Source organism: Janthinobacterium algoris, assembly GCF_051380935.1.
Classification (GTDB): Bacteria; Pseudomonadota; Gammaproteobacteria; order Burkholderiales; family Burkholderiaceae_D; genus Janthinobacterium.
Genome location: NZ_JBNYXZ010000010.1, coordinates 19,919 through 33,355, shown reverse-complemented (window position 1 = coordinate 33,355; position 13,437 = coordinate 19,919). Strand labels below are relative to the sequence as shown.

General features: G+C 62.4%; 12 protein-coding genes and 2 tRNA genes. 7 read left to right on the top strand and 7 right to left on the bottom strand.

Annotated features, from left to right (window positions below):
• Window positions 1-2 precede the first annotated feature (2 nt).
• Both ACQ4W7_RS16060 and ACQ4W7_RS16055 read right to left on the bottom strand, forming a co-directional pair.
• Window positions 3-335 (bottom strand): collagen-like protein, encoded by a 333-nt coding sequence (locus ACQ4W7_RS16060; RefSeq protein WP_426073184.1) that lies wholly within the window; start codon window positions 333-335, stop codon window positions 3-5.
• A 289-nt stretch (window positions 336-624) separates the two neighbouring features.
• Window positions 625-700, bottom strand: a tRNA-Phe gene (locus tag ACQ4W7_RS16055).
• Between the two features lie 119 nt (window positions 701-819).
• On the opposite strand from ACQ4W7_RS16055, the gene ACQ4W7_RS16050 reads away from it, so the two are divergent.
• Entirely contained in the window at window positions 820-1,590 is a 771-nt protein-coding gene (locus ACQ4W7_RS16050; RefSeq protein WP_436531699.1) for a hypothetical protein, read from the top strand.
• A 51-nt stretch (window positions 1,591-1,641) separates the two neighbouring features.
• On the opposite strand, the gene ACQ4W7_RS16045 is transcribed toward ACQ4W7_RS16050, so the two are convergent.
• Window positions 1,642-2,082, bottom strand: a complete 441-nt coding sequence (locus tag ACQ4W7_RS16045; RefSeq protein ID WP_436531697.1) for a hypothetical protein — start codon at window positions 2,080-2,082, stop codon at window positions 1,642-1,644.
• A 208-nt stretch (window positions 2,083-2,290) separates the two neighbouring features.
• Between ACQ4W7_RS16045 and ACQ4W7_RS16040 the strand changes: the two genes are divergently transcribed.
• A complete protein-coding gene (locus tag ACQ4W7_RS16040) occupies window positions 2,291-3,286 on the top strand; it encodes a cytochrome-c peroxidase (protein ID WP_436531695.1) in 996 nt (331 codons plus the stop codon).
• A gap of 47 nt (window positions 3,287-3,333) precedes the next feature.
• On the opposite strand, the gene ACQ4W7_RS16035 is transcribed toward ACQ4W7_RS16040, so the two are convergent.
• The 3 genes from ACQ4W7_RS16035 to ACQ4W7_RS16025 all read right to left on the bottom strand — a co-directional run bounded on the left by ACQ4W7_RS16035 (window position 3,334) and on the right by ACQ4W7_RS16025 (window position 8,715).
• The gene (locus ACQ4W7_RS16035) at window positions 3,334-5,724 is read right to left on the bottom strand and encodes a S9 family peptidase (protein WP_436531693.1); all 2,391 of its coding nucleotides are present in this window, start codon (window positions 5,722-5,724) and stop codon (window positions 3,334-3,336) included.
• A gap of 92 nt (window positions 5,725-5,816) precedes the next feature.
• On the bottom strand, window positions 5,817-8,099 hold the full coding sequence (locus ACQ4W7_RS16030) for a putative bifunctional diguanylate cyclase/phosphodiesterase (protein ID WP_436531691.1): 2,283 nt from the start codon (window positions 8,097-8,099) through the stop codon (window positions 5,817-5,819).
• A gap of 310 nt (window positions 8,100-8,409) precedes the next feature.
• Complete coding sequence (locus tag ACQ4W7_RS16025) at window positions 8,410-8,715, bottom strand: PsiF family protein (protein WP_426073178.1); 306 nt, start codon at window positions 8,713-8,715, stop codon at window positions 8,410-8,412.
• A 264-nt stretch (window positions 8,716-8,979) separates the two neighbouring features.
• On the opposite strand from ACQ4W7_RS16025, the gene ACQ4W7_RS16020 reads away from it, so the two are divergent.
• The 3 genes from ACQ4W7_RS16020 to ACQ4W7_RS16010 all read left to right on the top strand — a co-directional run bounded on the left by ACQ4W7_RS16020 (window position 8,980) and on the right by ACQ4W7_RS16010 (window position 11,249).
• A complete protein-coding gene (locus tag ACQ4W7_RS16020; protein ID WP_426073177.1) occupies window positions 8,980-9,519 on the top strand; it encodes a DUF2058 domain-containing protein in 540 nt (179 codons plus the stop codon).
• 234 nt (window positions 9,520-9,753) lie between these two features.
• Entirely contained in the window at window positions 9,754-9,903 is a 150-nt protein-coding gene (locus ACQ4W7_RS16015) for a DUF2256 domain-containing protein (RefSeq protein ID WP_101484844.1), read from the top strand.
• Window positions 9,900-11,249, top strand: a complete 1,350-nt coding sequence (locus ACQ4W7_RS16010; protein WP_436531688.1) for a DASH family cryptochrome — start codon at window positions 9,900-9,902, stop codon at window positions 11,247-11,249. The genes ACQ4W7_RS16015 and ACQ4W7_RS16010 overlap by 4 nt, the downstream gene beginning before the upstream one ends.
• Window positions 11,250-11,362: 113 nt before the next feature.
• On the opposite strand, the gene ACQ4W7_RS16005 is transcribed toward ACQ4W7_RS16010, so the two are convergent.
• Window positions 11,363-11,438: transfer RNA gene (locus ACQ4W7_RS16005), tRNA-Phe, on the bottom strand.
• Window positions 11,439-11,624: 186 nt separating this feature from the next.
• Here ACQ4W7_RS16005 and dkgB point away from each other — a divergent pair.
• A complete protein-coding gene (gene dkgB, locus ACQ4W7_RS16000) occupies window positions 11,625-12,449 on the top strand; it encodes a 2,5-didehydrogluconate reductase DkgB (protein WP_426073174.1) in 825 nt (274 codons plus the stop codon).
• Window position 12,450: 1 nt separating this feature from the next.
• Window positions 12,451-13,380, top strand: a complete 930-nt coding sequence (locus tag ACQ4W7_RS15995; RefSeq protein WP_436531686.1) for an LLM class oxidoreductase — start codon at window positions 12,451-12,453, stop codon at window positions 13,378-13,380.
• Window positions 13,381-13,437 lie beyond the last annotated feature (57 nt).

Below are 13,437 nucleotides of genomic sequence, written 5' to 3'. Positions count from 1 at the left end.
TCTTAGCGTTGTGGAACGACAATCACGGTATCGCCCGTGTCGCCCGTTTTGCCCTTGGCGCCATCGTCACCCTTGGCACCTTCGTTGCCTTGTGCACCAGTGGCGCCCTTGGCACCATCGTATCCTGTAGCACCGCTGTCGCCGGTCTGGCCCGTGGCGCCGGTGGCACCGGTTGCGCCGGCAGGGGCCTCGGCGCCTTTGGCACCCGTAGCGCCGGCAGGACCAGGCGCGCCGGCAGGGCCGGGAACGACTTGCACGACAGGTGGTGATTCGCGCTGGCAAGCGGTCAAGGCGAGGGTAGAGGCGAGCGCGAGTAATATCAGGGTAGTTTTCATGATGCATCCTTTGGCAGTGTGCCGTTAGGTACGGAACGGCTCGACGGCGTCGGGCGCGAGTTTCGCATGGCGGTGTGACGGAGAGAATCTGACCAGGTGGCCGTTCCGCCTTGTCGCGCAGGGCGCTGGCGGCGGGATGGGAAGTGCTGGTCTGCATGCAGCATGTGCTCTTGGACGGCTGCAGTCCGTACGTTTGCGTACACAGCGGAGGGGCGTGGCGGAAGTTGTGTGGAAAGGAAACAAAAACGCCACCCGAAGGTGGCGTTTTTGATAGGTGCTGCTGAATTCTTGGTGGCCCGGGGCGGAATCGAACCACCGACACAAGGATTTTCAATCCTCTGCTCTACCGACTGAGCTACCAGGCCAAGGCGGCGAATTATAGCAGAAAGACTTTCTACCTGACCAGAGCTAGCTGTGTTCAAATGCAACAGATGGCCAAAACATGGTGTTTTGGCATCCTTGTATGACCTGAAGGGATGTGGCGATGCAGCGACGTATTGGAGTGCAAGGCTTGGCGGTGGCGGGCTTGTTCAGTTTGTTTTGCGGTGCCGCACAGGCCGACGGGCTGGCCGATTTGAATGCGGCACTGGCGCGTTTGCAGGGGCAAATGCCCATCAAGGCGCAGGTCGAGTCGAAAACCTGGCGCCGCGAGGGCGAGGGCAAGACGGCGGACGAGGATAGCGGCCAGGCCACGGTGGCTGTCGAGGGCGGGCCGGCGGGCTTGCAGGTGCTCTACAGTAAGGACTTGTTGGCGAAAGTGGAAGCCGAACAGCGCGCCAGGGTGAAAGATCCGAAGGTCAAGACGCCGATCGGCTTTGCGTTGGGGGAAATGAAGGCGGCGGAGCTGCGTGCCATGGTGTCGGCGGCGGATACCCTGTCGCGCGAGATTGAGGAAGCTGTGTTCAGCGGCGAAAAAATGGATAGCTACAAGGGCAAGCCGGCGCGCCTGCTCAGCTTTACTTTGTCGCTCGACAAGGTGCCTGAAAAAGACCGCAAGTATGTGAAAAAGTTCGAAGGCGGCATTGAGGTGTGGATCGCCGCGGACGGTACGCCGCTGGCCAGCCATTTCCACGTGGATGTGAGCGGACGCGCCTTTGTCGTTATCAGCTTTACGCAAAAGACGGACGAGACGCGCCAGTATGGTGTCAGCGGTGACCATTTATTGTTGCTGCGCAAGGAAAGCAAGAATGCCACTTCAGGCGCGGGCGAGAAGGTGGAAAGCAAGATCGTCAAGACCTTGCAATTGCAGTCCTGACGCGTAGCAAAACCCCAAAATCCGCTGACCCAGCGGCGTGGTTATGCTTGCCTATAGGGCCGAACTGCCGCCCAGGCCGCTCTTTTGCAGCACGCAGCGTCCCGCCTCGCAGGTGGTGCCCGGGTCGGTGACGATGGAGCAGGTCGACATCATGCCATCCGCTTGCTGCTGCTTGCGGCTCGCCTCGGCGTGCGCCTGGGCCAGTGCCTTGAGTTTTTTGCCGTCATTGTCCTTGCTGGACCAGGCCAGGTAGCGTTCCGGTCCGCCGCACGCCTTGGCGCCGATGGCGATGGTTTGACATTGCTGGGTGGAATCGCAGGCAGCACTGCCCACTTCCGCCTGGATCTGCGCCAGCAAGCCGGCATTGCCGGGGGCGGGCGGTGCATCATTTTGTGTGGGGGCGCTGCCGCAGGCGCTGGCGGCCAGCAGCAGGAGGCCGGCGCACGCGGCGCGCAGCAGTGGCAACAGGGTGGGGTAGATTGGCGTTTGCATGCCCTCATCATGTGCCACGCTTGCCCAAATGGCAAGCTCGATTCGCGCGCTGGACTATCCTTGATCCCGGTCATTTTCATTGCCAAGCAGTCAAAGTTAATATAAATCAACATCCAACCAGCGATGGTCGGGTGGCAACCGGGCCGGCGTGCTGCATTCCCGCGCCGGCGCGTGCCGCCGATTCGGGAATGTTTCCAGGAGTTAGACTATGCGCCGCACCTTATCCCCCTTTGTCTTCATCGCCAGCCTGGCTTTTGCCGTTTCTCTTCATGCCGCCGAGAAAGAGCCGATCCAGCCGATCACTGCCGCCAAGGTCGCCAATCCGGCGATGGTCGAGTTGGGTAAAAAGCTGTTTTTCGACCCGCGCCTGTCGCGTTCGGGCTTCATTTCCTGCAATAGCTGCCATAACCTGAGCATGGGCGGCACGGATAACATCAAGACGTCGATTGGCCACAACTGGCAGCGGGGGCCCATCAATTCACCCACGGTGCTCAATGCCAGCATGAACGTGGCGCAATTCTGGGATGGCCGCGCCAAGGATTTGCAGGAGCAGGCGGGTGGCCCCATCGCCAATCCCGGCGAGATGGCTTTTACGCACGAGCTGGCCATTGACGTGCTGGCCTCGATTCCCGCCTACCGCGCGGAATTCAGGCAAGTCTTTGGCCAGGATAAGCTGACCATCGAGCAAGTCACGCGCGCCATCGCCGCCTTTGAAGAGGTGCTGGTGACGCCCGGTGCGCGCTTTGACCAATGGCTGGTCGGCAAGAAGAGCGCGTTGACGAAAGACGAGCTGGCTGGCTACCAGCTATTTAAATCGAGCGGCTGTATCGCCTGTCATAACGGTCCCGCCGTGGGCGGCAACACCTTCCAGAAGATGGGCGTGGTGGAACCCTATAAAACGGCGATGACGGCGCAAGGGCGCTCGGCCGTGACGGGCAAGGATGCGGACCGCTTCAATTTCAAGGTCCCCACCCTGCGCAACGTGGAATTGACCTACCCCTACTTCCATGATGGCGAAGCGGCGACCCTGACGCAGGCCGTTGACGTGATGGGCCGCTTGCAACTGGGCCGCACGTTTACGCCCGATGAAAATGCCAAGCTGGTGGCTTTCCTGAAGACCTTGACGGGCAAGCAGCCGCACATCGTGCTGCCGATCTTGCCGCCATCGTCGGACACGACGCCGCGGCCGGTGCCGTTTGACTGAGTGAGCTGCATATAAAAAATGCCCGCTTGAAAGCGGGCATTGGAGGTTTACTTCAGCGTGCGCTGGAACAACTGATAAATCCGGCGGTACTCGTCATACCACGCTTCCGGCTGCACGAAGCCGTGGCGCTCCATCGGGTAGCTGGCCATTTCCCAGTTATCCTTTTTGAGCTCGATCAAGCGCTGCGACAGGCGCACCGAATCCTGGTAAAACACGTTGTCGTCGATCATGCCATGGGCAATCAAGAGGTTGCCTGTCAGTTTGTCGGCGTATTCGATTGGCGACGAGATTTTATACGCTTGCGTATCGATGTCCGGCGTGTTCAGGATATTCGCCGTGTACTCGTGGTTGTAGGTGGTCCAGTCAGTCACAGGGCGCAGGGCGGCGCCGGACTTGAAGACTTCCGGCGCGCGCATCAGGGCCATCAGTGTCATGAAGCCGCCATAGCTGCCGCCATAGATGCCCACATTCTTGATATCGCCCTGGTGTTGCTGCGCCAGCCAATTGGCGCCGTCGATAAAATCTTCCAGTTCCGGGTGGCCCATCTGGCGGTAAATGGCCGTGCGCCACGCGCTGCCGTAACCGAGCGAGGCGCGGTAGTCGACGTCGAGCACGATGTAACCTTGCTCTACCAGCAGGTTGTGGAACATCTGTTCACGGAAGTAGACGGGGTAGCGTTCGGTCACGTTCTGCAGGTAGCCTGCGCCATGCGCGAACATGACGACAGGATACTGTTTGCCCGCTTCCAGTTGCACCGGACGGTACAGCTTGGCCCAGATGGGCGCCGCGCCATGCGAGGACGGCACTTGCACCAGCTGCGGCATGATCCAGTTGCGCGCCTTGAAGGCGTCGCTGCGCGTATCGGTCAGGATATTCGCCTTGCCGCCAGTGACAGAAACCGTCGCCAGCTGGGCCGGCACATAGCTGGTCGAATAGCGCAGCAGCAGCTTGCTGCCATCGGGCGACAGGCCGAAGTTTTCCACGCCTTTCAAGTTCGTCACTTCGCGCGCGCCGCCCTCCCTGGCCGTGCTGGCGCACACTTCATACGTGCCCGGCGCCTGCCGGTTGCATAGAAAATAGGCGTGCTTGCCGTCGCGGCTCCACTCGACGGCGCTCACTTCCCACTGGCCGCTGGTCAAGGCGCGTGCGGGTGCTGTGCCGGTTTTCGTGTACAGGTGGGCGTAGCCGCTTTCCTCGGACAAATACCACAAGGTGGCATTGTCGGGCAGCCAGCCGAATTCGTCGGCGCGGCGGTTGACCCAGGCCGCGTCGCTGATGCGGTGCACGGGCATGAGGGCGCCGTTGGCCAGGTCGACATTGGCAATCCAGCCGTCCTTGTTGTCGATGGCGCGGATGCGCACGGCCACCTTGGAACCGTCATCGGTCCAGGCGATGCCGTCGCGCTGGGCGTCGATGCGCACGGGGCGGTTGCCCTTCAATGGCGGCAGCTTCTGTTCGGCGCGCAGCTCGGCCAGCGGGTCCACGGCGATGCCGGGCAGGCTGTCGAAAGCGATCTCGCGCACCTGGCCCGTGCGCAGGTCGGCCAGTTTCAGGCTTTGTGCGATGGGCATGTTGCGGCCCACGCGCGTGCGCTCGTCATCCACGTCCGGGTAGCCCGTTTCCGTGACGTAGCGGGCCAGTTTGCCCAGCTTGCCCTTCTCGGCGGCTTTATCTTGCGTGAGGAACAGCAGCCAGCGGCCGTCCGGCGACAGGGCGCTGCCCGAAATCGTGACTTTCTCGCCCAGGTAGATCGGTTCCGGCGCGCGCGTGCTGTCCAGGCGGCGCTCTTCGTGACGACGCTCGCGGCTGGCATCGCGGTCTTCCTTCTGGCGCGCCAGGTTGACGATCAGGCGCAGTTGCAGGTCGCGCAGGGTGTCCGCTTCCGGCTTGGCGTCCGGGTCCTTGGCCGCGCGCAGCAGGGCCACCGGGGCGCTCAGGCGGTCAGAGCGGTTCCAGCTAAACCAGTCGGTGTCGCTGCGGTACTGTACCGCGCTGCCGTCGGCGGAATATTGCGGGTCGCTGATGGCCGGGACGCCGCGCGTGATCTGGATCAAGGCGCCGTTTTTCAGGTCGCGTTCGAACAAATCCCCGTTGCGCAGCAGGATGGCGCGCGTGCCGGCCCGGTTGACCACCATCTGCTGGCCATCGAGATTCGCCAGTTGCGCATCGTCGACCTTCCTGCCGCTATTGAGCCTGGCGTTCGCGCCTGGCAATTGATAGGTGTCGCGCAGGGGCGAGCCGAGGCGTTTTTGCTTGTAGTAGAGCTGGCCATGCCAGCCCCACCACGCCGCTTCGACGGGCGTGCCGATCCAGTCGGGATCGGCCATGGCCTGGTCCAGGGTGATCGGCGTGGGCGTGATGGTGGTGGAGGGGGCCGCATGGGCGGCGGGCAGCAGAGATAGCAGCAGGAGCGGCAGCAGGGGAAGAACCAGACGCATCGGGGATCACTTTAATCAAAGGGGATGGTGAAGGTACAGGCTATGAGGCCGGTATTCTAGCGGAGGAGTTTCGTGCAGGAAATGTCGGAAAGCTAAGCTTGATGCCGGGCCAGCCAGGCGAGAAAGTCTTCGAGCGGCATCGGCCGCGCATACAGGTAGCCCTGCAAGCCGTCGCAATCGTGGGCGATCAGGAAGTCGGCCTGCTCCTGCGTTTCCACGCCTTCGGCCACCACGCGCAAGCCCAGGTGGCGCGCCATGGCCAGTATCGCTTGCACGATGGCCGTGTCGCGCGCATCGCGCGGCGTGTCGTCGATAAAGCGCTTGTCGATTTTGAGTTCGTACAGCGGCATTGAGGTCAGGTAGGCGAGGCTGGAATACCCGGTGCCGAAATCGTCGATGGAAAAGCGGATGCCGAGCTCGGCCAGTTCGCGCATGCGCGCCAGCGAGGCGTCGCGCTGGTCGATCAGCAAGCCTTCCGTCAATTCCAGGATCAGGGCGGCCGCCGGCGTGCCGTGTTCGGCCAGCGCCGCCTGCACGCGGGAGGCGAAATCGGGCTGGCGGAACTGGGCCGGGCTGACGTTCACCGACAGGGCGATGGGCGATCCGGCCTGCGCCAGCAACGTAGCGGCGCGGCACGCTTCGCGCAGGGCCCAGTGGCCCAGCCTGACGATCAGACCCGATTCTTCGGCGATGGGGATGAAGACGCCCGGCGCGACGTGCGTGCCGTCCGCCTGCGGCCAGCGCATCAGCATTTCGGCTCCCGTCACCCGTCCATCGCGGTCGACCTGCGGCTGTACGTGCATGCATAATTCATGGTCATCGAGGGCGCGCGCCAGCGCCCGTTCCAGGGTCAGGCGCCGCTCCACGCCCGCCTGCATGGCCGCTTCAAAGAAGGCGACGCCGTTGCGCCCTTCGGCCTTGGCGCGGTACATGGCGATATCGGCTTCGCGCAGCAGGTCGTGCGCCTGCCGGCCCGCTTTCGGCAGCAGGGTCACGCCAATGCTGGCGCTACAATGGTAGGACTGCCCGCCGATATCGAAGTCGCGTGCGATGGCGGCGCGGATTTTCTCGGCCACCTGGGATGCAGCATGGGCGGCGCTGTCCAGGTCCTCGGCCAGGTGCGCCAGCAGCACGACGAATTCGTCGCCGCCCAGTCGCGCCACCGTGTCGGCCTTGCGCATCAGTTGCGCCAGCCGTTCGCCCGCCAGGCGCAGCAGCGCGTCGCCGGTGGCATGGCCGCGCGCATCGTTGATGTGCTTGAAGTGGTCGAGGTCGATGAACATCAGCGCGCTGATTGTATGGTCGCGCGGCGCGGCGGCCAGCAAATGGGCGATGCGGTCCATCAGCAGGCGCCGGTTGGGCAAGCCAGTCAGCACGTCGTAGAAGGCCAGGCGGTGGATGTCCGCTTCCGATTTCTTGCGCTCGTCGATTTCGCGCTCGACGGCCACCCAGTGCGTCTGCTTGCCGTCCGCATCAGTGAATGGCACCAGTTCCGCTACGACCCAGTACGCCTTGCCGCTCTTGTTGTAGTTCAGTAATTCCGCGCGAGCCGGTTGGGCGCGGGCCATGGCGGCGGCGATGCGCGCCAGTTCGTCTGCATCGGTGGCGGGGCCGTGCTGGAACAGCAGGCTGCGGCCCAGCACCTCGGCGCGCGCATAGCCGCTGCTGCGCTCGAAGGCGTCGTTGACGAAGATGATGTGCGTGGCCGGCACCGCGCCGGGGCCGGGCGGTGCATCAGCCACTTCGGCCACTTCGGCCACTTCGGCGATCATCACCATATCGTTCAGGCGGGCCAGCGCCGTGGCGGTCAAGCGCAGCTCGGCGTTGCGTTGCGACAGGGCCTGGCTGCTGTCTTCCAGGTGGCGCAGCAGGAAAGCGCAGGACAGGGTCAGCACGGCGGCGATAAACAGGAAGTTCAGGGCCACGATCAGCGCGCGCAGCACGGGAGAATCGGGCGTGCCCGGCAGTTGCAGGGCGACGTCGGGATGCAGGCCGAGAAAAAAGAGGGTCAGCGAAGTCAGGATCAGCGTCGTCAGGGCTGGCCGCATTCCAAGCAGCAAGGCCGCCAGCACGGGCATGAGCATCATGTAGATCTGGCTGACGGGGCCGATTTTCAGCAACAGACCCACGCCCACCAGGTAGGCGACGATGAGGAGTTGCCACACGCGCCAGCGGTAGGGCATGGCCCGCAGATGCCAGATGACGCCGACCCAGCCGATGGCCAGCAAGTCGAGGGCGACAATCGACCAGATAGCTTCGCTCGCGGCCAGCAGCGCGCTGGGAATGGCCGTCACGAAGCCAAGCAGCAGCACCACCTGCAGCAGGCGGTTAAAGACCTGGCCGCGCCAGTGCGCGAGATCGTTCGACGCCGCCACGCTGCCGTCCTTTCTCCAGAATGCCGTGTAACCGTACTGAGCAGTAGGTTGATTAAATACTACGCGCTATCTTTCCCCATGTCATCTTGATCATTCATCATGATTGCCGGCGTTCAGCGTTCAGCCTTGTCGCGTGGCCGTGTGACAGCCTGCCAAGAGGGGGGCGAGGCAGGCGGTGGCCAGCAGGCTGCTGGCAGAGGAAGGGGACTGGCGATAGGGCAAGAGGGGGTTCCATATCGGGAACAAAAAAAAGCCAGCCTTCCGGCTGGCGCTGTGGAGTGAAGCGTCCACTGGCGCTTCGAACCGGCGCTTATTTCTTGGGCGCGCTCAGGCATTCTTTCATGAACGCCTTGCGCGTGTCGCCCTTCATGTCCTTGGCGTCGGCATTGCACGCCTTCATCTTGTTTTGCTGCGTCATGGCCGGTGCCGGCTTGGCGCTCAGGCATTCCTTCATGAAGGTTTTGCGCTCATCGCCTTTCTTGCCGGCAGCATCGGCATTGCAAGTGGTCATTTTTGACTGTTGCGCCGTCTTGGCGACGGGAGCCGCTTCCGGTGCGGCGGCAAAGGCGGTGCTGGCAAACGCGGCGGCGATGCAGAGGGCGATTAATTGTTTCATGGCAAATCCTTGTAGACGCAGTCAGTGGAAGGGGGGATGCAACCGGCAGCTAAGCCGATATGCAGAACGTAACTAACTATATGACATTTATCAACAAAATTTCTAATCGAGTGTGTCTTTTTGTTACTGCCAGGCGCCAAGCCTCCACCGGCTGGCCCGGGCAGCCATTCTGCGGCGGCAGCGGCCCTGTTTTTTGCTATGCTAGCGTCTTTCCACCGGTCGATGCCGCTGTCTTGGCCGGCGCACCCTCAATACGGAGTAGTTATGGTCTCGTTGCAAGAGCAGTTTTTAAAGGCCGGTCTGGTCGACAAGAAGAAGGTCAAACTGGCCAACCAGGACAAGAGCAAGCAAAAAAAGGACGAGCGCAAGAGCGGTACGCAAAGTGTCGATGAGGTGCGCCTGGCCGCCTTGGAGACGCAGCGCAAGAATGCCGAACGCGCGCGCGAACTGAACGCCCAGCGCGACGCGGCCGCCAACCAGAAGGCCATCGTGGCGCAGATTGCGCAAATGGTGCAAAAGAACCGCCAGAGCAAGGGCAACAACGGCGACGTGCCGTACAACTTTACGTTCAACAACAAGATCGAGCGCCTCTACGTGACGGCTGCCGTGCAAGCCCACCTGGTGGCGGGCCGTTTGGTGATCGTCTGCCTGGGCGGCGCCGTGGAACTGGTGCCGCGCATCATCGCCGACAAAATCGCCGAGCGCGATCCCGCCATCGTCGTGCGTGTAAAACAGGCCAGCACCGAAGTGGACGAGGATGATCCGTATGCGGCGTTCCAGATTCCTGATGATTTGATGTGGTAAGGAGGCGATTTCCCGGCGCCAGGTGCGTTGGATGATGGTAGCGAGCGGGCCGGAAACGGCTCGTTCAGGACGGAGTTTATAACAGCGCCAGATCCGTTTTTCCGTAAGATTGTGGCGCCGCCCGAATGTGGCATACTCGATCGAGCGGGCCGTCAGGCCGCCCAGTTGCGACCGGCTTCTGTTTCGGCTGCCTCCCGTGACACCCTGCGTCCTTCGTTAGCCAGAGTTATCAACATGCGTATGCGAAAAAAATCTGACCTTCCGACCAAACGCTGTCAGCAATGCCAGTTGTCGTTTGCATGGCGTAAAAAATGGGAAAAGGTCTGGGACGAGGTGAAATACTGTTCAGATCGCTGTCGCCAGGATAGCAAGCGTCAGACATGAATATCGCCCCCGTCGCAAGGTCGGCACAAACGCATATTTACTGGTTCCGCAATGACTTGCGGCTCGAGGATAATCCGGCCTTGCGCCAGGCCTGCCAACGCGCCGGCCATCTGTTGTTTGTGTATTGCCATCGCAGCGCGTCGGTCGCGACGCGCTGGAATGTGCCGCGCACCAGCCCGCATCGCCAGCATTTTCTCCGGTCGGGTCTGACGGACTTGGCGACGCAGCTGGTGTCGCACGGCAGTCAGTTGCTGGAGGTCGAGGGCGACCCCGCCCAGGTGTTGTTGGCACTGGCGCATTCCATCGGCGCGACGACTATCCATTGCGAGGAGATTGCCGCGCCAGAAGAGCAGGGCGACCTTGCCGCACTGCGTGCTGCTGGCCTGACAGTAGAAGCGCTGTGGCAATCGAGCTTGCTCGATCCGGCCGCGCTGCCGTTTCCGTGCGCTGCCTTGCCCGATGTATTCACCAACTTCCGTATACTCATAGAGCGAGAGCAGGTGGCGCCGTCGACCCCGCTCGCGCGGCCGCCGACAATTCCGCCGTTGCCGCCGACCTTCGAAGCACTGGCTGAAACCTGGGCGGTGGTGCCGTACGTGCTCCAGGACGCGCATCTTGCCACCGCACGGTCGTCGTTCCCGTACGCGCTACCGGCTTTTTATGGTGGCCCGAGTGCCGCCGCTGAACATCTGCACCAGTATTTCGGTGGCGAGCTGGCACACACCTACAAGCTCTCACGCAATGGTTTGACCGGCGTGGGCTATTCCACCAAATTTTCTCCATGGCTAGCCTGCGGCGCGCTATCCGCGCGCGTGGTGTGCGCCGCACTCAGGCAATTTGAAGCAGAGCATGGCGCCAACGACAGCACTTACTGGATCTGGTTTGAATTGATGTGGCGCGACTATTTTCGCTTTCTGCACCTGCAGCATGGGGGCGCGCTGTACCGTGCGCAAGGCTTGAGCAGCCTGAGCCAGCCCAGTCACGATGCGCATCGATTCGAAGCATGGTGCCAAGCCCGCACCAGTGAACCGCTTGTCAATGCGGGCATGACCGAGCTCAGTGCCACCGGTTATCTCTCCAACCGGCTGCGTCAAATTGTTGCCAGTTACTTGGTGCACGATCTGGGCTGCGATTGGCGCGCCGGCGCTGCCTGGTTTGAAGCGCAACTGATCGACTACGACGTTTACAGCAATCAGGGTAACTGGCTGTACGTTGCCGGCCGAGGGACCGACCCGCGCAATGGGCGACGGTTCAACCTGCAAAAGCAAATGCGTGACCATGATCCAGACGGGGCCTATCGGCGCCTCTGGGCGACGCAAGGCACGGCGCAGGTCGAGCTGAAGTGAGGGATGTCAACGGGGTGCAGCTTTTGCGCCGGAAATGAAACGGCGCCAAGGACTGCGCACCCCAGAAACGACAACGCCCACTAACATGAGTGGGCGTTGCGTGAACGAATTCTTGGTGGCCCGGGGCGGAATCGAACCACCGACACAAGGATTTTCAATCCTCTGCTCTACCGACTGAGCTACCAGGCCAAGGTGGCGAATTATAGCAGACCAAAACGGGAATGCAAGAGCCGGCTGTGACTTTTCCCGGATTTCTTGCAGCGGCAGGTCCTTACTTGCCTGTGGATCAAATATTATTTGAGATAAACGGTATTTTTCTCAACAAAAGAAGAGTGCATAGTGTACTCATCGTTACTGATTTGAGAGGACTACCGCATGAACGCCACCACCGATCACACCGCCATCCCCGCCATCGGCCTGGGCACTTTCCGCCTGCAGGGCCAGGTCGTCATCGATTCCGTCACCACGGGCCTGGACGTCGGCTACCGCCATATCGATACGGCGCAAATCTACGGCAATGAAGCCGAAGTGGGCCAGGCGATCGCCGCTAGCCCCGTCCCGCGCGACGATCTGTTCGTCACCACCAAGATCTGGATCGACAATCTGCAGCGCGACAAACTCATTCCCAGCCTGAAAGACAGCTTGCACAAGCTGCAGCTGGAGCAACTGGACCTGACCCTGATCCACTGGCCGTCGCCGCAAGACGCGATTCCCGTCGCCGAGTACATGGCGGCGCTGCTTGACGCCAAGGCGCAGGGGCTGACCAAGGCCATCGGCGTGTCGAATTTCACGAATGCGCAGCTGCAGCAAGCGATCGATACGGTGGGGGCATCTGAAATCGCCACGCAGCAGGTCGAGATCCACCCCTTCCTGCAAAACCGCAAGGTGATCGAGTTCGCGCGCAGCCAGGGCATCCACATCACGGCCTACATGCCGCTCGCGTATGGCAAGGTGGTGGCCGACCCCGTGATTGCGGCCATCGCAGCCAAGCATGGCGTGACGCCGGCGCAAGTGGCCCTGAGCTGGTCGCTGCAGCAGGGCTTTGCCGTGATCCCGTCATCGACCAAACGCGCCAACCTGGAAGCGAACCTGCATTTCCAGCGTATCACCCTGTCGCCGGATGACATGGCGCAGATGGCGACCCTGGAACGGGGCGAGCGCCTGGCCAACCCGGACGGCCTGGCGCCGCAGTGGGATTGATATGGGCGCCATGACGAAGCTGGGGCAGGGCGGTTTCAATATCGGCCTGGAACTGCCGCTCGATAATGACTGGTCGTCCGTGGGACGCCAGGCGAATGCGGCGTCGCGCCGCGTACCGGGGGAGCCTGACATGAAGCAGCATGCGGATCTGGCGCAGCTGGCCGATCGCCTGGGTTTCAGAGCGCTGTGGCTGCGCGACGTGCCCTTGTACGATCCATCGTTCGGCGATGCTGCCCAGGTCTTCGAGGTATTTACGTATCTGGGCTACCTGGCCGGCATCACCAAGAACATCTTGCTGGGCACGGCCGCCGTGGTGCTGCCGCTGCGCGAACCGGTATTGACCTTGAAGGCGGCGGCCAGCGTCGACCAGCTGAGTGGCGGGCGCTTGCTGTTGGGCGTGGCCAGCGGTGACCGGCCTGTCGAGTATCCCGTGTTTGGCCGCGACTTCGATCAGCGTGGCGCTGCCTTCCGCGAGCAGGTCGCCATGCTGCGCGACTGGGGCGAGACGCGCCTGCCAGCGGGCATCCGCCTGCTGCCCAAGCCCGCCGCGCCGTTGCCGCTGCTGGTGGCGGGGCTGGCGCAGCAGTCGCCCGCGTGGATCGGCGCACAGATGGATGGCTGGCTCGCGTATCCGGGCACGCCGGACGACCATGCGCGGCGGGCGGCGCAATGGCGCGCAGTGGCCGGTGACGACAAGCCCTACGTCAGCTTCATCCACCTGGACCTGGACGAAGATCCGAACTTGCCGCTGCAGCGTTTTCGTTTCGGCGGGCGCATGGGGCGCGATGGCCTGATCGCGGAGCTGCACGCGATGCGCGAGGCCGGCGTGCGGCATATCGGCCTGCAGCTGCGGCAGAACCGCCGCCCGCTGGCCGAGACGCTACAGGAGATCGCGGACCACGTGCTGCCCGTATTTCATGGCGCCGCTTGATCTGGGACACGCGTCCTGTACTTCCGGACTATCTGAAACAGCTGAGGCAAACGCTAT